The sequence below is a fragment of the Mesorhizobium sp. Cs1299R1N1 genome (assembly GCF_037179655.1).
GTDB lineage: Bacteria > Pseudomonadota > Alphaproteobacteria > Rhizobiales > Rhizobiaceae > Mesorhizobium > Mesorhizobium salmacidum.
Map to the genome: position 1 here is coordinate 297,868 of NZ_JAPYKR010000005.1, position 19,606 is coordinate 317,473.

Genomic DNA, 19,606 nt, shown 5'->3' on the forward strand with positions numbered 1-19,606 from the left:
CAGAAAAGGAAGCGGATACACAAGGCATGGCAGTCTGGCAATGAACTGGAAACGCTATTTCTGGCCGGTCGTCGGCATCGGCGCGGTGATCTTCTCGCTGCTGCTGCTCTGGCATGAACTGCGCGGCATCTCGCTGGATGACGTCTGGGACGGGCTGGCGGCCATTCCGGCTCGCGACTGGATACTGGCGGGCTTGAGTTCGGTCGTCGCCTATGCCGCGCTCGCCGGCTACGATCACATCGCGCTGCTGCATATCGGCAGACGAGTGTCGTGGCTGTTCGTCACGCTCTGCTCCTTCACCACCTATGCGCTGTCGCACAATATTGGCGGCTCGGTGTTTTCCGGCGCCGTCATCCGCTACCGCGCATACGGCACCAGGGGCCTGACCGGCCAGGAAGTCGGCGTATTGGTGGCGGTCTGCTGGATAACCTTCGTGCTGTCGACGATACTCGCCTCGGGCCTTGTGCTGGTGTTCGAGCCGCAGATTATCGACCGATTCTCCGGCATCGCCCATCACGGCCTGTCGGAAGCCGCAGGCATCGCGATGCTGATCCTCATCGCAGCCTATATATTCGGCAGTTGGCTGCATCTGCGCCCGTTGACGATCGGCAGCTTCCAATTGCACTATCCGGCGCTGCCGATCGTCGGACGGCAATTGCTGATCGGCCCGATCGAACTGCTCGCCGCCGCGGCGATCATCTTCTTCGCCCTGCCCGGAGTGCACAATCCAGGCTATTTCGTCGTGCTGGGCGTCTTCCTCGTCTCCTTCTCGGTCGCCCAGATCTCGCACGCGCCGGGTGGCCTCGGCGTGTTCGAGGTGGTGTTCCTGGCCGGGCTTTCCGACATGGACCCGGTCGGCGTGCTGGCGGCGCTGCTGGTGTTCCGGCTGTTTTATCTGATCATCCCGCTGTTTCTGGGCCTGGGCATCGTGCTGTTCTTCGAACGCTCGCAATTCAGCCGCAGGGAGAGCTGAGGCATCAGATCGGACTTTGCGCCCGCGTTGCGCGCGCCATATGAACTCGGCGCCTGATACCAGCGGCCGAAACGTTGCGATTGAACCGCAGAGCAGGCTTGACTATTTTCCGCTGGCGGCTACAAGGCAGCGCTCAAGCGGCTCAGCCGTTTGGCCCGCGCGGTCCATGACCGCGCCTGCTGGGGAATAGGTTAACGGTAGACCCACGGACTCTGACTCCGTTAGTCCTGGTTCGAATCCAGGTTCCCCAGCCAAACAATTTCAAGCACTTAGGTCAATTCCGGCAAGCCTCTTCGGCTTCCATGTCGCGTTTATGTCGCGTCAAGCTCCGAGCAACGACTTTTCAGCCGCCGCCAATTCCACTTGGTCGTCGGTGCCGGGGAATAAATGGCCGTAGGTGTCAGCGGTCATCACAATGCTGGAATGGCCCATACGCGCCTGTACCGTCTTGATGTCCTTTGCCTGCCCGCCCTTCTCCTTGGGATTGATCAGCCAACTGGCGTAGAAGTGGCGCAGCGCATGAAGGCCGGAGTATTTGGCCGCCATGACGGGGTTTCCATCTTTATCGACCTTGGGCTTCCCATTCTTGTCGAGCGCTTGGATAGTCAGCCCGGCCGAGATCTGCGGCGGATGCAGGCCGCGCGTCACGATGTTGGCGTGAAACTCGATATTGCCCTCACCATTCGGGAACACCAGATCGAGCTTGCACTTGGGGCATTTCAGTTTCCATTCCTTCAAGGTGTTGACGACCATGGGCGCCAGCGGAATCGTGCGCTCCTCGCCGGCCTCCGATTTCGGCAGGCCGATCGGGTCATAGCCTTCCTCGACATATTTCTTCGCATGGTAACGGTCCGCGCGCTGGCGGACGTGAAGTTCGGACGCCTTCAGATCGACATCGCTCCACCGGAGCCCGCGCAGCTCGGACGAACGAAGCCCGGTAAAGATGGCGGTGACGATCAGCGGGCGGTGCCAGCCCTTGCTGTGCTCAAGGATGAGCCGGATTTCCGCCGGGGCGGGAATGTCTATTCCGACGTTCAGCTTCCGCTTGCGATCGCCGTTCTTCTTGCGCTTGCGCCGTGTAGACATGTCATGCACCACGTTGCGGGCAACAAGGCCGCGCTCCTGAGCATCCGCCAGCAGCGAACCCAGGCTCACCGTGACGCGCTTTATCATGTCCGCGCTGCAAACCTGGCTCTTGGAGCCGTGCGGCTCGGTACGGAGCCGATCCTGAAACTGCCGAACCACTGGAATGCTGAGCTTCGACAGGCGCAGATTGCCGATGAACGGCACTATATGTTCGTTGAGGTGCTGGCGGCGCTGGTCGAGTGTCGAACGCATCAGCCCGGCCACCACGCCATCCTCAATCCAGTATGCGCCCGCCTCCCCTACGGAGACCGTTGCGCGGTCCGCGACATGCGCCCCCTCGTCCACCGCCACACTTGTCTTCGCCGCCCAAGCGTCGGCGTCCTTCTTCTTGTCGAAGGTCTTCAGCCGGCGGGTGCCATTGCCGTCAGCATAGTCAACGATCCAGGCCTCTTTCTCGACGCCCTTGGCGGTGGTCCACTTGCGCTTGCGTACCGACATAAATCCCTCCGTAGCAGCCGGCATCGGCTGAAATCATGTCGCATTATGTCGCAAATACTCCGCTTGTCAATCAATCGTAATCCCCAGCCTAATTTAGAAGACGCTTGCAATGAGAACAAAAGGAGACTAAACAGTTCATAGCCGATGGTTGGATGACTGGTCGGCTGTACGAGCCGGATAGCTCAAGCCTGTTGGACAGGCGCGCGGGATGGATGTCCCACCGATCTTCCGGCTCACAATTTCTCAGATTTGGTGAAGACAAGCCGGAAGCAAGCGTTAACCCGCGCTGCGCCGGCTATTCGTGCATCGACAGCCCGACGCAAGCGCCTGCTCAAACGGAGCTTGCTGGTGAACTCGATCAACATCAATGTCGGCCTTGACCTCGTATGGGGCGCTGCCGCGATCGCGCGTGAACTTGGCCTCAAGAACGAGCGCCAGGCGTTTTACATCCTCGAAAAAGGGCTGCTGCCGGCCAAGAAGGTCGGCGCGCAGTGGGTCACCTCCCGTCATGCCATACGGACCTACTTCGCCGACCTCGTTCCGGTGGAGGCCGCGTAAATGACCGGCGAGAGAGAAATCGATCACCAGATGATGATTGCGGGGGGTGCCAATGCAGACGCCTCTTGAAATGCGAAAGCCCGCCGGCCAGGGCGAGCTTCGCGAAGTCGATATCCAAAGCAGCAAGAACCCGACAATAGCCGAAGACCTCCGTCTTAGGCAAGCGTCGCGCATCATCAAGCGCTTTCCGATCTCGGTGCCGGTGGCTCTGACTGTGGCTCGCCTCGCTTATGGGGGCGCCTCATGACCGTACGCCCCAACCTCCCAAGCATTGAGGACTTGTACATCGATGCAGCCGTCCGTCACCTGACAGCGGCGCGCGGCCACCTCCAATGCGCCGTGCTCCGCTTCGATGACGCTGGGTACGAGCATGACCCAACAGCACGGTCATACAGTTACGTCGCCAACATCGTGGCCGAGTTCCACGGCAGACCGTATCGGCCCGTGCCGCCACCTGCCCCCTCTCATATCGAGCTTGCGGCCTTGGAATACCGCCAGCAGGCGCGGAGGGGCTATTGATGGACAACATTCACCTCCTCTCCTACGCAGATATGTGCGCCATGCCGGAGCCGGAATGGCTGGTGGAAGGGCTCATCCAAAAGCGCTCGACCGCCGTCATGTTCGGCAAGAGCAACGCCTTCAAGTCCTTCCTTGCAATCGACATCGGCTTGAGCGTCGACACCGGCCAGGATTGGCACGGCAACACTGTCAGCACCGGCGGCGTTCTGTTCGTCGCCACTGAAGGAGCTAATGGTGTAGGACGGCTGCGCATCCCCGGCTGGTACGATCACCACCGTATAGACGAGGGCGATCGGCGCGCCTTCCTCTATCCGAAAGAGATCCGGCTGGACGTGGCAGACGATATCACGGGCCTGATCAACGCCATGAACATCCGCGGCAACTTCGCACTTGTTGTCATCGACATCTTCGGCGGTTCGATGGCCGGATCGGAGATCGAGGACAAGACCGCCAGGGCGTGGGTGCATGGCGTGCAGCGCATTTTGCGCGAGACAGGCGCCTCTATCCTCACCGTGGCACATACAGGCTGGCAGGACGATACCCGCGCCCGCATGCATACCCACTTTTGGGGCTCCTTCGATACGCGTCTCAAAGTCGAAGGCGACAAGGAAGCCATGACGGCAACTCTTACCGTCGAGCGCCACAAGGATGCCGACAGCAACGGCTCATGGGGCTTCAGGATGGTTCAGTCCAATGGGTCGCTGATTGCCGAGTTGGACGCATCTGTCAGCACCGGCGGCAGCAAGAAGAGAACGCTGTCCGCCGGCAACAAGTCCGCTCTCAATGCTCTCGATGACGCCCTACAGGAGCATGGCGTTCGGAAGCTTGGAACGGATTGGCCGCCCTGCAATGTGGTCCAGATCGATCAATGGCGTAGGCACTGTTACCTGCACTCGCCGGAGGACAAGGCGAATACCAAGCTCGTGGCTTTCAACCGTGCCAGGAAAGCCCTGCATGATGGCGGCCACATCCAGTTCTATGACGACCATGTGTGGAGATGCTTCGGGTAGCGGCGGAGCGTGACATCCTGACACCCTTATAAGGGGGTGTCATGTCATGTCACGTTCTACTCCACCGTGACGCACCGTGACATGTCAGGCTTTGTCACGCTTGTCATGGCAATGAACGGGCTGAGAACATACCCCTCACAAAGCCCCAGACAGCGCCGCCGGCCTCCGGCTCTTTGTCGCCGGTATCAATTGCCCTTTCGACAGTTGAACGACGTGCGGATTGTATATCCGCTATTCATCTAGTAAGGTGCTGTTATTCAACGCTAATTTCATGCGTGTTGCGTGTATGTCGCGTCGGTGATATTGTCTGATTAACTGATTTGGAGTTAATCCAATTGCTCGCTGAAACCGCCCACATGGAAGCCGAAAGCCAGCCAGTTACCCCGGCAAAGGGTGGTGGCAAGGCCCGGTTGCGCACGCTGGACGATCTCGACCGCAGGACCAAAGCGGCACAGGCCACGTTCGAACTACGGGACCAGCTCGCCACCGACTTGGGCGGCATGGAACAACTGTCGGCAATGGAACGCGAGATCGTCGACGGTGCTGCGCTATTGGGTGCGATGATCAAGGATGCTGGCGCAACCTATCTCTCCGGTGATCCGGTGGATCTCGGGGAGTTCATGGCGCTGACCAATGCGCAGCGCCGGTTGCTGGCCGATGTCGGCTTGCAGCGCCGCGCACGCGACATCACCCCGAGCTTGCAGGACATCATCTCGGGGCGTGCCGCATGAACATCCTGGAGGCCTGCCAGAGTCCGCTGCTCTTCGCGCCATGGTTCAAGAAGCGTGACACCTACGAGGCATGGTTTGCCTTCCTGGCTGCTCTGTTCGGCCTGCCGCTGACCGATGAGCAACTGGCGCTCTACAAACACCATACCGGCCGCGATGAGGCACCTACGGAGGCCAACAACGAGGCCTGGCTTGTTACCGGGCGCCGTGGTGGCAAGTCGTTCATCATGGCCCTGGTTGCCGTCTTCCTGACCTGCTTCTTTGAATATCGGCAGTACCTTGCCCCAGGTGAGCGAGCCACGGTCCTGGTGCTTGCGGCCGATCGCAGGCAGGCACGTGTCATCATTCGATACATCAAGGCGATGCTGACCCGCATTCCAAGCCTGAAGCTCATGATTGAACGTGAGACGGCCGACGCCTTCGACCTCACAAACTCCGTCACCATCGAAGTAGGCACGGCATCGTTCCGCTCGACCCGTGGCTACACCTATGCGGCTGTCCTGGCCGATGAGATCGCTTTCTGGCGCACCGACGACGCTGCCGAGCCTGACTATGCCATTCTCGACGCCATACGGCCCGGCATGGCCACGATCCCGAACGCGATGCTGATCTGTGCCTCGTCCCCTTATGCCCGCCGGGGCGCCTTGTGGGACGCGTACAAGCGGCATTGGGGCAAGGCTGGAACACCGCTGGTCTGGAAGGCCACCACGCGTGAGATGAACCCGACTGTTCGCCAGTCAGTGGTCGATGCTGCGCTGGAGCGTGATCATTCGGCGGCATCGGCGGAATGGCTTGCGGAATGGCGTTCGGACATCGAGGCTTTCGTCACTCGCGAAGTGGTTGAGGCTTGCGTCACCGTCAACGTTACGGAGCGTCCCAGGGCGGATGGTGTTGGCTACTTCGCCTTTGTCGATCCTTCGGGCGGCAGCAATGATTCGATGACCCTTGCCATTGGCCACAAGGAAGGCCGCAGGGTGGTTCTGGATGCTTACAGGGAGCGCAAGCCACCCTTTTCCCCCGAGGCCGTGGTGGTGGACTTTGTGGCCACGCTGAAGAGCTATGGCATCTCGTCTGTCCGGGGCGATCGATACGCTGGCGAATGGCCACGCGAACAGTTTCGGAAGCTCGGCATCACCTACCAACTGGCCGAAAAGTCCCGCTCGGATCTGTACCGCGACCTTCTGCCTGCCCTGAATAGCCAGACGATAGACCTCCTGGATGTCGACAAGCTGGTGAACCAGATCGTCGGCCTGGAGCGTCGTGTTGCGCGGGGTGGCAAGGAATCGATCGATCATAGCCCGGGTGGGCACGACGACATCGCAAACGCGGTGGCGGGCGTGGCCGACATGCTGTTGCAGCAGTCACCGGCGCCGGTTGCCTACAGCGTCTCTTACCACCGTGGTTCTGAAAGCTCGCAATACTCCAGACCGGCCGGCGGGGGCGATCCTTACGGCGCTCTCGACGCCATGCTTGCGGAAGCCGCTCGACCATTTCAACGATAGAGGAAGCCCCGAATGAAACCCGATGAATTCCAGAACCAACACAATGCGGCCGGCGCCGCTTTCGCTGCGAGCCTCGCATCTCTGAAGCAGGCATATATCGAACTCTCCGCGTGGGACCGTGCCGCCAGCAATGGCAACGTTGCCAGCCTCCTGCCGCACCAGACCATCCGAAGCTTTGTAGGCTGCCCCACTCACGTCCCGGACGTGCTTCGGCATCCGCTATTCGCAGGCGACAACGGCCCGGAATGGAAGCCGGAAATCGACGCGCGCGCCGACCAACTCATCAAGGAGATGTCGAAATGAACTTCCGCACCCAGCAACTTGTGTCTCGCGTCAACAATGAGGCCCTTCGTCAGGCCGCAGCCGCTTGCCTGGATGTCGCCGACAGGTTTGGCAAACGCGCCGCTTCGATCAAAACCGATCCGAGCTTTACCGACATCGGCCGCAGCAAGACTTTGAGGGACGAGGCTGCAAAGAGCTACCTTCCCGGCCTCAAGGCCGCATTCGCCCCGATCGCCAAGGCACTGGCCGACGCCAAGACGGCACGGGCGGCCATTTCAATTCCGGCGCCGGACCCAAGCAATATCGCCGCTGCTATGGAGCGGCAGGAAATACGCGCAATGGTCAAGGCGATGAAGCCCGGCGAGCGCATGTCGTTTTTGATGGGAACGGTGGATGAGAGGATCGCGGATGCGGCCCTCTCGGCACCGGGGTGCCTGTCCGGCCTCTCGGATGAGATGTTCGGGCAGCTTCGCGATCTGGTGGTTGAGCGCCGTTTTGGCGTCCAGGTCGCCGAAATTCGTGAGGCGGAGGAAACCGCCGAAGCCGCCCAGGCGGCAATGCTTGTCGCGCAAAACGACATCAAATCGACCATAGGGCTCGATGATCGCGCTTTCGATGACTTCCACAAAAGGGCTGTGCCCACGCCATGGCTGGTGAAGGACGGCGACAGGGTGATGAAGGTCATCCCTGGCCAAGCCAGCTACCCGGCGGCGTCTGCGGACGAAATCGCGTACGGGAAATTCTACGCGAACATATCGGAATACCACGCTGACAATCCCGGCGTGAAACCGAACCTCGCTGCGGCGTAAAGGATCAGCACCAATGGAAACCGCCGGCTCCGTAACAATCCAGATCAGCGGCAATATCGCGCCGTTCGAAGCAGCTCTTGCGAAAGCGCAGCAGTTGGCGACGACGTTCGACGCCACAGTGACGGCCAAGTTGAACGGTGCCGGCTTGTCGAACGTCGTCGCCAAGATTGCCGCTGGGGTCGACACTACAAACGCATTGTTGGCCAAACTGGCGTCCACCGGCACCGCCGCAAGCGCCGCGATGGAGAAGGTCACCGCGACGACGACCGCAACGGCAGCGGCGCTAGGTAAAGTCGCGGCGGCAACGAAGGTGGCCAACGATGCCTTGCGCGGCTACACCCAGACAGAAATCGACGCTCTCAGGTCTCAGCAGACCGGATCCGAGTTCAACCGGTCGCTTATCGAGCGAGTCGGGATAACCAATACCGCGACGAAATCGGCACAGGATTCCGCAGTTGCCTTCCAGGCGTTTGGACTAACCCAGACAGAGGTCGCGCTAGGAGCTAGGGAGGTCTCCGAAGGAATACGTCTGGGCTCAACCCAAATGATGGCGCTTAGCCATTCCGCCCGTTCCGCCGCCGAAAGCCTGGTCCTCGGTGTCTCGCCGATGCAGGCGTTGACGATGCAGGCAAATCACCTTTCTTATGCCCTGAGCGGGCCTCAAGGCCTCATTGCAGCCTCTGCCGGGGTTAGGGCGGCCTTCGGTACCTGGCTCACCACCATTCCAGGCATTGTCTCAACGGCCGGCGTTGCGGCTGTTGCCGGTGTCGCTGCCTACATGGCGGCCACTCGCGAGAGCATCAAATCGACTGACGAGATTTTGCAGGGTCACAAAGCGCTGCTTGACGAGGTTGCCAACACTTATCCTCACCTCACTTCGGAATTGAAGAAATACGAAGCCGAAGCCGCCAAGCTGCCGCATTCTGTTGTCGCCGCAGATGCGCAGCAGCAGATCAAGGACACTCAGGCCGCTTTGGCTACGTCCCTTGACCACCTCAAGGTTGATCTTCGCGACCTAGCCCGCGTGCCCGATGTCGTCGGATCTGCTGGCGCCGAGGCTTTCGGCCACCTTGCCGACGTGATCGACACGGGAAATGTGAGCGTCGAAAAGCTGGTGGGCTCGATCGGCGATCTACGCCTCAACCCAGAGCTCACGCCTGATGCCAGGCACTTCGCGGATGGCCTCCAGCTCGCCGCCAATGAGGTTCAACGGCTTTCGGACACGCTGCACAAAGACCAGGGATTGCAGGCCGTCAATGAAGCGGGTGGCAAGGCGCAAAAGACGCTTGCCGAAGTCGCGGCCGGATTCAAGGACATGGGCAGCAAGGCGGGCACTGCCGATGCGACCATCGCCAAATTGTTTGGCACTTTGCAGTCTGGCGGTGATGCACGGTTTGGCGTCAGCAAGGCGGCCAATTCGTTTCAGGGCTTGCTCGGCCAATTCCAACAAGCTGACGCGGCCATTCAGGAGGCGCGGCGTAACCAGTTGCAGAGCGTCGAAGAGCTTAGCCAGCAGTTCCGCACGACGACGAACGAAGTCGAGGTGCTGAAGAACGCTATCGCCACATCTGCCGGCAAAGACAACATCGATGCCTTCTTTGGCAACACGTCAAACATCAAAGACGCAAGCGCCGACATCGCCAACGCGACATCGACCGTCGCCAAACTTTTCGACGCGATGAAAAGCGGCAACGCAAGCGTCAACGCTGTGCATGATGGCCTTGAAATGGTCCGTCAAACCCTGGTCGCCGATGGGTTCGGTGTTGACGCCGTCAACAAGTTTGTCGATGGCCTTGTCCGTACGCGCATGCAACTGGATGCCGACGTTGCCGGCGCCAAGCAGCTCGACAGCACAATCCAGGCGATCAGGAATCGCACCGTCACGATCACTGTTCAGACCAGGCAGATCGGCAGCGGCGAGCAATCGCTTTACGATGTAGGCGGCAGCTCGATTGGCGTCACCCGCTATGGCGGCAATGGCGCCGGCCCGTCGATAACTGGATACTCGGTCGGTTCAAACAATGGCGGCGCCGAAGCGGCCGGGTATGGCTCAAGCTACGGCGTCACCGGCGGTTCCAGCACGGTTGGCGTCACCCGGTTTGGCGGAACGCGCGCCGCTGGCGGGCCTATGTCTTCCGGCCTGCCTTATTGGGTAGGCGAGCACGGCCCTGAACTGGTGGTGCCATCCTCGGCCGGCTCCGTCATCCCGAATTCACAGTCGCTTGCTCTGGCGCAATCGGCTTTCACCGGCAGCCAGCCTACGGCCAATGATAACCGTGCCTGGACCGTCTGGATGAACATCGAGGCGAACACGCGCAAGACCGCGCAATTGCTCGATGACCTGAAGACGACGGGAAGCTTCAGTGGCTCCGGCAGTTCGTCAAGCACCGGAACCTCGTCGTCCACGTCCAGTGTCGATCCGGAGACGGCGCAATTCCTCAGTGTCCTAGCACAGGTGAAATCCAACTTCCGCGCGGCCGGCATCGTCGGTGGAGGAAACATCGGTTACGGCTCCACCGGCCTTGGTGCCACGCCGGAGCAGATCGCCCGCGCCATCATCTCAGGCGGCCAGTCCCCGCTAGGCTATCCGAGCGGTGGTTCCTCCATCGGCTCTGCTCCTACGGCCTTGCGTGGTGGTGACCCATACAACGCCATGCTCAACGGCCTCAGCCCAAGTTCGCCCGGCTATGCCGCAGCGTATGCACAGGCGCTAGCCGCGTCGAACAAGGCGCACGGCTTTGCCACTGGCGGAATGATCGGTGCTGGCGACACCCAGCAGGTTCAGCTTTTCAAGAGCCCTGATGAAGTTGTTGCCATCTTCACGCCGCAACAGGTGAAGGCGCTGCGCGGCGAAAACGAGAGCCAGGCGCAAGCCAGTTCGAGAGACGGGAGGCCAATTTCGATCTCGATCCCGGTCACCATTCAGTCAGGCGCCCAAGTGTCCAAGGACAGCATTGCCGAGATGCGCCGGCAATTGTCGCTGGCGGGTAGAGACATGGTGAGGTCGATCTATGGTCGATAAATCTTGGGCGACCTCGCAGCCACCCATCTATTTCGTAAGGACCACTGGCGGCTGCCTTAGTCCGATCTTCCCCGAGGGTTCACTTCACACTGTATCAGCGCACCACAAGCCCATAGTGGGCGACCTCGTGGCGGTCTGGTTTCGACCGAACTTTGGCCGGGACGAGGTATGCCTTGTCAAGATTTTGCAGGGTGATCACGCCAGCACGATCACGTTGCTGATGCTCAAGCCACTGACACTCCTAACAGTGGCCCGAAGCGACGTTCTCGCGATGCACAAGATTTTCGCGACGCGAGAGCCCAATGGAGAGAGCCACTGGGTAAGTGCAATCTTGCGCTCCCGGATGCTAGAATTTCTGCAATGCGAAGGTAGCGCCTGATGGCATCGGCGGATTGGTTCGCGACACCGAACCGTTCAAATGTCGGCGTTGGCCTGACTTTTGGCGGCAACCAGGATGTCTCAACGAAGCCGGTCGAACCGGTATCTGCTGACACACCCTTTACCGTAAGCAAGGTGCTTGGCCGCCCAATCCCGATCGTTATCGGAACCTACAAGGTCGAAGGGATTCCGGTGATCGGTGGCGCGGCGAATGCGCCGGTCGTTTCCGGCACCCAGCAAATACCAGACCCTAACCAAAGCCTGTTCAATTTCGGCGGGGCACCCCAGACCATCACGGTTCCGCTGACAACCACTCAACAGGTCGCCAAGCTGGGCTATCTGCTGGCCTTCGATCCATTCGGGCTTGGATATCAACTGATTCGACTTGAGGTCGATAACAAGGTCGTCTTCGATGCTGAACGCGGTATCGGTGCATCGGTCCCTTTCCGCTTTTACGGCGGAAATCATACCGAAGTCGATCCTATCGCGACTGCTGTCATCGGCGAGAACGCCGGGGCATGGAAACACTACGCCATGGTGTACCTGGACGGCTACCCGGCGACGAGCGAACCAAAGGTAAGAGCCGTCATTTCCAACGCGGCTTCGGAAGGTGGTGGTAGTCACGAGATTGCCTGGATCACCAATGACGTGGTCAGGCTAGGGAATAGCAGCTTCTTGTCTGATGACACCCCGAGTGCCGCCTACGACATCGCCGATGGGATCATCTATCAGGCCTTGACGAGCTATCAGGTGCCAAGCCTGACACAGGTCTACCTCGCCGCGCTTGATGTCCAGACTCACGTCGAGCTCTACCGCGTACCGCTGGCCGACAGCCAGGCCTACGTCAACGGCACCGTACAGCCGCGCGCGATGCCGGGATCTGGCTACATCCTCGTTAGGATGGCGAACGGCTCTGCTGACCGCCCGCTGCGCGTCTACAACGCCGCGACGGGAGCCGTCGTTGCCGAATGGAACGAGGACGCGGCCACGGATTCAATCAACTGGCTTTCGCCGATGCAGTTCGGGGCAAAGTGGGTTTCGATAGGTTCCGATCTCAATGGCAGCGGCGGATTTCTCGCCGGCCAAGCGGTGATCGATCTGGCGTTCTCGACGCTTACCGTGACGCGCGACACCATCAACATCAGCGACGCGATCCAGTGTCGTGGCCGCACGCTCGTCGGCTCGATTTCATACTTTGGCTTCGATGCTTCCGGGACCGACGGAATTTATGAATATCAGTTCGACGGCGATGTCTGGACCCATGCACTAGCCTACGCGCAGGCCGGCACGATCAATGGCATCCATTACGACCCGCAAACCGGCTATCTCGTGGTCTCGGAAATTGAGAGCAGCGTTTCGTATATCCGACTGGTGAACCCCGAGACCGCGACTGTCGTCAGCCAGTTCACGCTTCCAAAGCAGCTTTTCACTCTCGACGGCGGACAGTCGTCTCAGGGACGCGTTTTCCCTAAGCCAGGCTTTGCGCTGTTCCAGGCTATCGACGGCGCCGAGGTGTGGCTCGTCAACATCACGGCGGGCACAGCAAGTCTCATGGCGAATGTCACCGACATCACGGGGCAGTCAGCCAGCTATGCCGTTTACGATATGTTGCGGCTTTCCATCTTCAACGGCTTCGGCGACGATCACTGGACCGACTACAATCTGCCGAACACAATCCCCGACCAGGTTTCGTTGCGGTGGATGATGACAAAGATCGCATCTCTCGGCGCCTACCCAACTGACAAACTCATCTTCGCCGGTCCCGAATGGGGGGACGGCGCTGGCCCAGGCGACGGCGGCGGGGGCGGCTGGGGCGATCCGCTGCCTGATGGCTCGATCGCATCCCTCGATTTCGTCGGCGGGTCCTACTACGCCGGCGGCTCTACCCGAGCCGTTGCCGACCTCCTTGGCGGCGGCTTTGATCCCACGTCGATCTCCGGGTCCGGAATGTATGTCGACAACAGCAATGCTAATCGACCAAACGCGATCGGCGCATTGGCTTCAGACATCGCAACGGGCCTGGCTGTCGGCTGCACCATCGTATTCGAGGTCGACCACGTTTCCGACCCCTACGGCTTCCTGATGTGCATCATGGATGCGGTGGCACGTTCGATGATGACCAACTACGTCAACATCGGCCATAACAACATCCTGGAGGATCAGACCGATATCTGGTTCCATGGGGAGGTCACTTATAGCGGGACCGGCCTTCACAAATCGGCCTTCACGCTCGGCCGCCACAATGCCGGCGCCTACGATTATTCCGTCTCGGTAGACGGCGCTGCGGCGGTAACGCAGACGGTCGCCTATGCACCGTTTTCGCCAGTAAACACCATCACCATCGGTCACGACGGCGACGACACGTTCGTCCTGGACGACGGCTACATCCGCTCGATCAAGCTCTACCCGGCCAAAGATCCGGCCGATCTGCCGGCATTGACCGCGCCTTAATTGTTGCGATCACGTCGGCCGCGTCTCTGCCACCTGCACCCGATATCTTTGCAATATCTCCCTCTTGGCAATTGCCAGCGCTGATCGACCCCAATGCGAGCATTTCGCATGATCGGTCCGCGGCTGCTGCGACGCCGCAAAATACAGCCAGCGTCGCTACTGTGCATAGGAAGCGCTGCATTCCCCATCTCCCCAAGTCATGCCCGGCTGAATACTTGCGCAACTATCGCGCGCGCGCAAGCTACGCCTTTCGCAGCCTTACGCCAGCGCCGCCACCATTCTCTGGAATGAACTCGACGCCTGCCGCGATCAGCGTCTCTTGTAGGCGTCCCAGTGTCGTGGCGTAGGGCGCTCGCTTTCCAGCTTCGAAGTCTGCGATTGTCGCGCGACCGACCTCGGCTTTCTCAGCAAGGTCCTGTTGCGACCATCCTATGAGGCCCCTTGCAGCCCTCAATTGTCCTGCGGTTACGGTCATTCTGCTCCAACTTCATTCAAATTGTATTGACTTGTCGCGGAAGTCATTTAATTTGCATGACGTTACAACATCACCGCTCAAGGAGCAACTACCATGCCGAACACCCATGTTCCGGCTGCCGGCGAAGCTATGCCTGCTGTCGAGGGAATGCAGATCATCACCGGGCGGTTTTCCCGCCGCGCCATGCTCATTGGCGCAATAGCCTCTCTGCCGGCTCTGGGAGGCGCTGCTACAGCGCCAATGACACGGGCCGTAACGATGCTCGCCGATAAGCCGAGGCGTCGTAGCCCACGGCTGGCGAGGATCGAAGCGCTGTTGGACACGCTCCCGCCTGAGGAGGCCGAACGCCACCGGGCAATGTTCATCGACATCCTGGAACGCGTCGTGCAGATGCAAAAGGACGGTGCCGACGACGCGACGATCCGGGGTTTCATTTCGAGCCTGTCCCGGCGGGAGAAGGCAGCATGAACGCGAGTGAAATGGAAATTCTGTGGCTCGTGCGCCGTCTCTCCCCGGAAAAGCGGCGCGCATTCATCCAGATGCTTCACCTGCTAGTGCCGGTGCAGTCATGAACGCGCCAGTCGGAACACTGAAGCCGTACGGCATCCCTGACGGCCTAGATCCTCGTGCATGGCGGAAGGCAATCCAGGCGCGCGTCAATGAGCTTCTCGACCAGTCGATGGCCTTGATCACCGCGCTCGACGTGATGGAAGCGGATTGCGACCTGGAGCCTAGCGGCGATGAGCTAGACGCCTCCGCTACGCACGGCTGGGCCAAAGGAGGCGATTGGAACGAGGACTCAGAGCAGGAAGACAGCGGCTTCGGCGATCAGGACGGCATGAACGAGGACTGCACGGGCGAGCCGTCGCTTGGCTGGACGGTGGCCACGAACCAAGATCACGCCATGACGAGATCCGCCGGCTGGGCGCTTGACGACGGGGAGCAGGATGCCGGCGACATGCCGGAAGGGCCTCCACACGATTAACCGGAAACCGGTTCACGGTAAGGCCCGGCGGCTTCGGCTTCCGGGCCTTTTCTATGTCGCGTCCATGTCGCACGGAGTTGCCGCTAGCCAGTGAAAACCGTTGGAAATCAATGGTAGTCAGTTGCAACATGTGGCGAGCCGCCTAAGCGCCGACTGGCAGCGCAACGCGTTGATATTGCTGTCTTAAATCAAATATTATGTCGCTTAAGCCCACGGACTCTGACTCCGTTAGTCCTGGTTCGAATCCAGGTTCCCCAGCCAAACTGGATGCCCTGCGGATAACTTGTTGCCACGAGCTTCTTCTGCTGCTGCAGCCGCCGTTTCCGCAAGTCAATCAAACGGTTGCCTGAAGGCGGCACAGACTTCGCCGCGATCCCATTCGCAGCACCAGATGTAGGAGCTTCTCGTTAGGAGGCTGCCGGACGAACAGTCGGCTGGCTTCGCGACCCAGTCCAGGAGCCAAACGCCGTCGTCCATGGATGATTCTTCACCTTGCCCATAAACGTCGGCCACTTGATCGCGGCAGACGCACACGCGCCGGCCCTTGCAATCAGCGGTGCCATCACCAGTTTCGGGCCGATGGCGGCGACACCACTATCGGTGCGATCGCAGGAGCGATCAAACGACGAACACGTCGTGATAGGTCAGGGCCGCCCCGGGCTCCAGATGGGCAATTTCCACCTGCGGGGTCGATTTCGAGCCGTCGGGATCATAGGACAGAACGCCCGTGGCCCGGTCGTAGAGCAGGTAATCGTTGCTGTGGGCGGCGTGTTCTTGCAACTCGAAATACGACGAGTTCACCTGTGTCGGGCTGGACAAGGAACCGGGGCCGAGCTTGGTGAAGACGGCACTGTCGAGATAAAGCGCGTCATGTTCCGCGTCGAAGTCGGTGATTGTGTCGACGTTGCCGGGGCCATAGGCCGTGTCAAACACGAAGGTGTCCTCGCCCCTGCCACCGGTCAGCACGTCGTTGCCACCCAGGCCCCGCAGTGTATCGTTGCCAGCCTGGCCATCATAGGTATTGGCCGCGCCAGTGCCTACAAATGTATCGTTCCCCGCCGTTCCGTGGGTCGGGTCGGTCGGAGGTGGCGGTGTTGGGTCGGTCGGAGGTGGCGGTGTTGGGTCGGTCGGCGGGGTCAGTATCGGGTCGGTCCCGTCATGGGCTGCGTGCCAGGCTGCCTTGGCGTGGTCCCAATAGTCGCGGGCGGCCTGGCCCTGAAGGACCGTCCAGCCGGCGGGCGGCTTTGGATAATCCGCCGGCAGCGGCGTGTCGGAGAGGTTGAGATAGTAATTGCCGTGCGACTCGACCGTCTTATCCCAGGCGTGCTGCAGCCGCCCCTGGCCGTTGTGGTGAACGTCGGTGATCGCCACCACGCAGTCGACAAAGTGCAGGCTGGGCGAGATATCGTTGGCGCCTGTGCCGTCGGCGAGTTTGAATGGCGAACCGTGGGTGATCACGCCTTTGCGAAGGTACTCTCCCATGCCCAGAAGCATGCCATCCATGACGACCGAGTTGCCAGACCCATTCACCTCACCGTCGCCAAGGCTCACTCCGGAAAACACGTGGTCGAACAGCGAATCCCGGATGGTGCCGCCGATGACGTCGTCGTCCTCGACCGCGTCGTCTCGTGAGTTGCCGACATAGCTATCCTCGATAAGAAAGGTGCCGGTGCCGCCGACGCGGATGCCATCCCAGGGCTGGGTGATCGTAAAGTCGTCGATGACAAAGCTGTGGGCTGAATTCACACGGACCGCGGCGGAGTTAACGTAGATGTTCTCCCAGTCGCCGGTTTGGGACACCGTGCCGTTGATCGTGCCGCCCAAAGCCACGAGGTTGTCACCGGGGTTGACGACCGCGAAGGGATAGAGGTTGGTGGGGCTTCCCTGATTGGCAACGATCCACGAGGCGCTGGTGGCATCGATTGTGGTGTCGGCGGGCAGGTTGGATGCCTTGTATTGGCGGTAGCCATAGTCGTCGGTCAAGACAATGGTGTTCGTACTGGCCATGTTCGGCCACCTTTCACACCCCGCCCTTTTTTCTGCCCAAACGCCTGAAGCCAGAAAGGCCTGCACCTACCAGAGCCCCGTTAACCATATCGTGCAAATCACAAAATGTAAAAATATAGGACGTCCCTCGCAAAAAAAGCTGTCGCGTAGCGATTTCAGCGGGGCCCGACGTCCTATATGCCTATATGCTTGGCGCATTAGCACGGGAGAAAGGTGTGTCCCGAGAGCGTGACGCGCATATGTGGCGCGAAGCCGGGAAGCTTGCGGCGTCTGGCGACTATGAAGGATGGCTTGCCATTGAATGGGAGCTTCGTAGCAGAGGATTCTCACGCGCCAAGCTGCTGTTTGATAACGACCGGGTCCGCGAAAAATTGGATGACATCTGTAAGAAGGCACAGGAGCAACGCGCCCACGCCAACCGGACCTAAAGGCCAGAAGCGCGGCGATCTTGCCCTCCACCGATCGCATGTGGGCCTGCCATTCTTGCATAAGGCCGCCTGATGGTCACTGACACCGAGTTCATCCGCGAAAGCATCAGCCAAGGCTGCATGATGCTGGCCGATGGCGAGTTCTTCATCGACAGGTTGGTGAAGTATGTCGGCAACGGGAGGGTCCGGTGGCACGTCGAATTTCGTGGACATCGAATCGAGCTGACGACCGGCCAGTTCAAGAAGCAGCCTACGTTCCGAAGGAAGATGCTCGAACAGGCCGGCGTGCTGCCGTCTCAGCGTACCGGGGCCAATTACAGGCGATGGGCTATCGATCTGAGGAAGAACGCTATCGAGCTTCCTTGGCGCGATAGACCGGTCGATGCCGGGTTCGCCGTAGACAGGCTTGTCAGCCATGGGGGCGACCGGTGGATGGTTGAATACCAAGGCAGGGCAATCAAATTCACGACGACCAAACTGCGCAGGCAAACCAGTTTCCGCAAGAGGATGCTGCTCAAGGCCAAGGTGCTGCCGCCCCAACTGGACCCGGTTGCCTATCGAAAGTGGATGGACTGGCTGATTCAAAACGCCACGGAGGCGGCACCGCAGGCCAGCGATGCCTCGATGACCGAGAAAAGTTGGCTTGACGACCTGCGGGAGCTAGCCGGCTGGCAAAAAGAAGCGCCACCCGAAAGCGACTAACAGGGCGCCGGCCGAGCTTCCCGGGCGGTTAAATTTGCGATCATGGAATGCTGAAGGGCACCGATTCCGCAACCGTTCCATCGATGGCCAAATCAACACGATAGGTGCCCTCCGGCCATCCCGCCGTGGGTTTGGTGAGTTGTGAATCAGCCTCGTTGTTCGCTCCGACGTCGAGGTCGACCTTGTCGATAGTATAGTTTTCCGGTGCGGCGCCGTGGGAATCGACCGAGACCCAGGAGAATGTGATTTTCGATGTGGGCGCGATATCCACCAAATCGGCCGACACATAAATCACCGGTGTGTCGACAGGGAAGCTGCTCTGAGGCGTTGCCCCGTCCTTCGTCGCGGAAAGGACAATGTTATCGAAGCCGGCCGCCTGGGCCGGCAAGCTGAGGGCCGCCAAGGCGGCAATGGCAACCAGAACTGATTTCAAGACTTACTCCTCGGACTTGGTTACTGGCCCGCAAATCTGGGGGCGAATTGGCGCTAAGGGCGGATGCCTTCAGCCCAGCCATTTGTCATAGTCGGCCACCAGCAAGTGCAGTGGCTGCGTGTCTTCCTCGATATCGGCGAAACGGCCGATCGGCTCGCGGAAGACATTGTCGGTGCGATCGTCATTGACGGTCGATACCTCGCCGATCAGGACATCCTTGCCCTCGGCCCAGAAGGCGTGCCAGACGCCGGGCAAAAGCGTGACGCTCTGGCCCGGATCGAGCTTCAACAGCCCGCCCGCCGGCAGCCTGTGGATGGTTCCGTCGACCGGCACCGACACCTCGGCCTTGGGGTCGATGCCGCCATCGCGGTCATGCATGAACAGTTCGAGCACCAGGTTGCCGCCGCCGCGGTTGATGATGTCCTCGGCCTTGATGTTGTGGCGGTGCATCGGCGACATCTGCTCCTTGCGCGAGATCATGATCTTCTCGGCATAGAGCATGCCCATGCCCTTCTTCATGTCCTCATAGCGACCGTTGCGAACGGTGAACAGAAACAGGCCGAGATCGTCGAACTTGCCCTGGCCGTAGTCGGTGATGTCCCAGCCGAGCCGTGAGGTGAAGATGGCCGAGGAATCGACCTGGCGCGCCTTCATCTCTTCCGGCGACCAGTAGGCGAAGGGCGGCATGATGTAGCCGAACGAGCGGATGAAAGCGTCGGCTTCGCGGATGATATCGTTGATTGCGGAGCGTTTCATGACC

At 60.2% G+C, this 19,606-nt stretch carries 18 protein-coding genes and 1 tRNA gene; 14 read left to right on the plus strand and 5 right to left on the minus strand.

The genetic code is table 11. The features are described from left to right. Positions 1-40: 40 nt before the first annotated feature. Positions 41-973, plus strand: a complete 933-nt coding sequence (locus O7A70_RS13635) for a lysylphosphatidylglycerol synthase domain-containing protein (protein WP_337140766.1) — start codon at positions 41-43, stop codon at positions 971-973. Between the two features lie 180 nt (positions 974-1,153). Next, a tRNA-Gln gene (locus O7A70_RS13640) sits at positions 1,154-1,227 on the plus strand. A gap of 67 nt (positions 1,228-1,294) precedes the next feature. On the opposite strand, the gene O7A70_RS13645 is transcribed toward O7A70_RS13640, so the two are convergent. Then, positions 1,295-2,557: a tyrosine-type recombinase/integrase gene (locus tag O7A70_RS13645; RefSeq protein ID WP_337140767.1), complete on the minus strand. Its 1,263-nt coding sequence runs from the start codon at positions 2,555-2,557 to the stop codon at positions 1,295-1,297. A 348-nt stretch (positions 2,558-2,905) separates the two neighbouring features. Between O7A70_RS13645 and O7A70_RS13650 the strand changes: the two genes are divergently transcribed. The 8 genes from O7A70_RS13650 to O7A70_RS13685 all read left to right on the plus strand — a co-directional run bounded on the left by O7A70_RS13650 (position 2,906) and on the right by O7A70_RS13685 (position 13,816). Further along, entirely contained in the window at positions 2,906-3,115 is a 210-nt protein-coding gene (locus O7A70_RS13650) for a hypothetical protein (protein ID WP_337140768.1), read from the plus strand. Positions 3,116-3,633: 518 nt separating this feature from the next. Beyond that, a complete protein-coding gene (locus O7A70_RS13655; protein ID WP_337140769.1) occupies positions 3,634-4,644 on the plus strand; it encodes an AAA family ATPase in 1,011 nt (336 codons plus the stop codon). A 356-nt stretch (positions 4,645-5,000) separates the two neighbouring features. Then, positions 5,001-5,375, plus strand: coding sequence for a hypothetical protein (locus O7A70_RS13660; RefSeq protein ID WP_337140770.1), 375 nt, complete (start codon positions 5,001-5,003; stop codon positions 5,373-5,375). Next, positions 5,372-6,874 (plus strand): hypothetical protein, encoded by a 1,503-nt coding sequence (locus O7A70_RS13665; protein ID WP_337140771.1) that lies wholly within the window; start codon positions 5,372-5,374, stop codon positions 6,872-6,874. The genes O7A70_RS13660 and O7A70_RS13665 overlap by 4 nt, the downstream gene beginning before the upstream one ends. A 12-nt stretch (positions 6,875-6,886) precedes the next feature. Further along, positions 6,887-7,177: a hypothetical protein gene (locus O7A70_RS13670; RefSeq protein WP_337140772.1), complete on the plus strand. Its 291-nt coding sequence runs from the start codon at positions 6,887-6,889 to the stop codon at positions 7,175-7,177. Continuing rightward, positions 7,174-7,965 (plus strand): hypothetical protein, encoded by a 792-nt coding sequence (locus tag O7A70_RS13675; protein ID WP_337140773.1) that lies wholly within the window; start codon positions 7,174-7,176, stop codon positions 7,963-7,965. The genes O7A70_RS13670 and O7A70_RS13675 overlap by 4 nt, the downstream gene beginning before the upstream one ends. A 13-nt stretch (positions 7,966-7,978) precedes the next feature. Continuing rightward, positions 7,979-10,987: a hypothetical protein gene (locus O7A70_RS13680; RefSeq protein ID WP_337140774.1), complete on the plus strand. Its 3,009-nt coding sequence runs from the start codon at positions 7,979-7,981 to the stop codon at positions 10,985-10,987. A gap of 378 nt (positions 10,988-11,365) precedes the next feature. Further along, complete coding sequence (locus O7A70_RS13685) at positions 11,366-13,816, plus strand: hypothetical protein (protein WP_337140775.1); 2,451 nt, start codon at positions 11,366-11,368, stop codon at positions 13,814-13,816. Positions 13,817-14,057: 241 nt separating this feature from the next. Here the strand turns inward: O7A70_RS13685 and O7A70_RS13690 are convergent, their stop codons facing one another. Beyond that, on the minus strand, positions 14,058-14,291 hold the full coding sequence (locus O7A70_RS13690; RefSeq protein ID WP_337140777.1) for a helix-turn-helix domain-containing protein: 234 nt from the start codon (positions 14,289-14,291) through the stop codon (positions 14,058-14,060). 93 nt (positions 14,292-14,384) lie between these two features. On the opposite strand from O7A70_RS13690, the gene O7A70_RS13695 reads away from it, so the two are divergent. Continuing rightward, positions 14,385-14,759, plus strand: a complete 375-nt coding sequence (locus O7A70_RS13695) for a hypothetical protein (RefSeq protein WP_337140778.1) — start codon at positions 14,385-14,387, stop codon at positions 14,757-14,759. A 100-nt stretch (positions 14,760-14,859) separates the two neighbouring features. Further along, positions 14,860-15,276 (plus strand): hypothetical protein, encoded by a 417-nt coding sequence (locus tag O7A70_RS13700; protein ID WP_337140779.1) that lies wholly within the window; start codon positions 14,860-14,862, stop codon positions 15,274-15,276. A gap of 618 nt (positions 15,277-15,894) precedes the next feature. Here O7A70_RS13700 and O7A70_RS13705 read toward each other — a convergent pair. Continuing rightward, positions 15,895-17,283 carry a calcium-binding protein gene (locus O7A70_RS13705; RefSeq protein ID WP_337140780.1) on the minus strand — a complete coding sequence of 463 codons (1,389 nt, stop codon included), beginning with the start codon at positions 17,281-17,283 and terminating at the stop codon, positions 15,895-15,897. 239 nt (positions 17,284-17,522) lie between these two features. Here O7A70_RS13705 and O7A70_RS13710 point away from each other — a divergent pair, with 239 nt between their 5' ends. Together O7A70_RS13710 and O7A70_RS13715 are read left to right on the plus strand one after the other, a co-directional pair. Next, the gene (locus tag O7A70_RS13710) at positions 17,523-17,711 is read left to right on the plus strand and encodes a hypothetical protein (protein WP_337140781.1); all 189 of its coding nucleotides are present in this window, start codon (positions 17,523-17,525) and stop codon (positions 17,709-17,711) included. A 72-nt stretch (positions 17,712-17,783) separates the two neighbouring features. Then, positions 17,784-18,413, plus strand: coding sequence for a hypothetical protein (locus O7A70_RS13715; protein WP_337140782.1), 630 nt, complete (start codon positions 17,784-17,786; stop codon positions 18,411-18,413). A 40-nt stretch (positions 18,414-18,453) separates the two neighbouring features. Here the strand turns inward: O7A70_RS13715 and O7A70_RS13720 are convergent, their stop codons facing one another. After that, complete coding sequence (locus O7A70_RS13720) at positions 18,454-18,846, minus strand: hypothetical protein (RefSeq protein ID WP_337140783.1); 393 nt, start codon at positions 18,844-18,846, stop codon at positions 18,454-18,456. Between the two features lie 69 nt (positions 18,847-18,915). Beyond that, the gene (locus O7A70_RS13725) at positions 18,916-19,602 is read right to left on the minus strand and encodes a D-lyxose/D-mannose family sugar isomerase (protein WP_337140784.1); all 687 of its coding nucleotides are present in this window, start codon (positions 19,600-19,602) and stop codon (positions 18,916-18,918) included. Positions 19,603-19,606 lie beyond the last annotated feature (4 nt).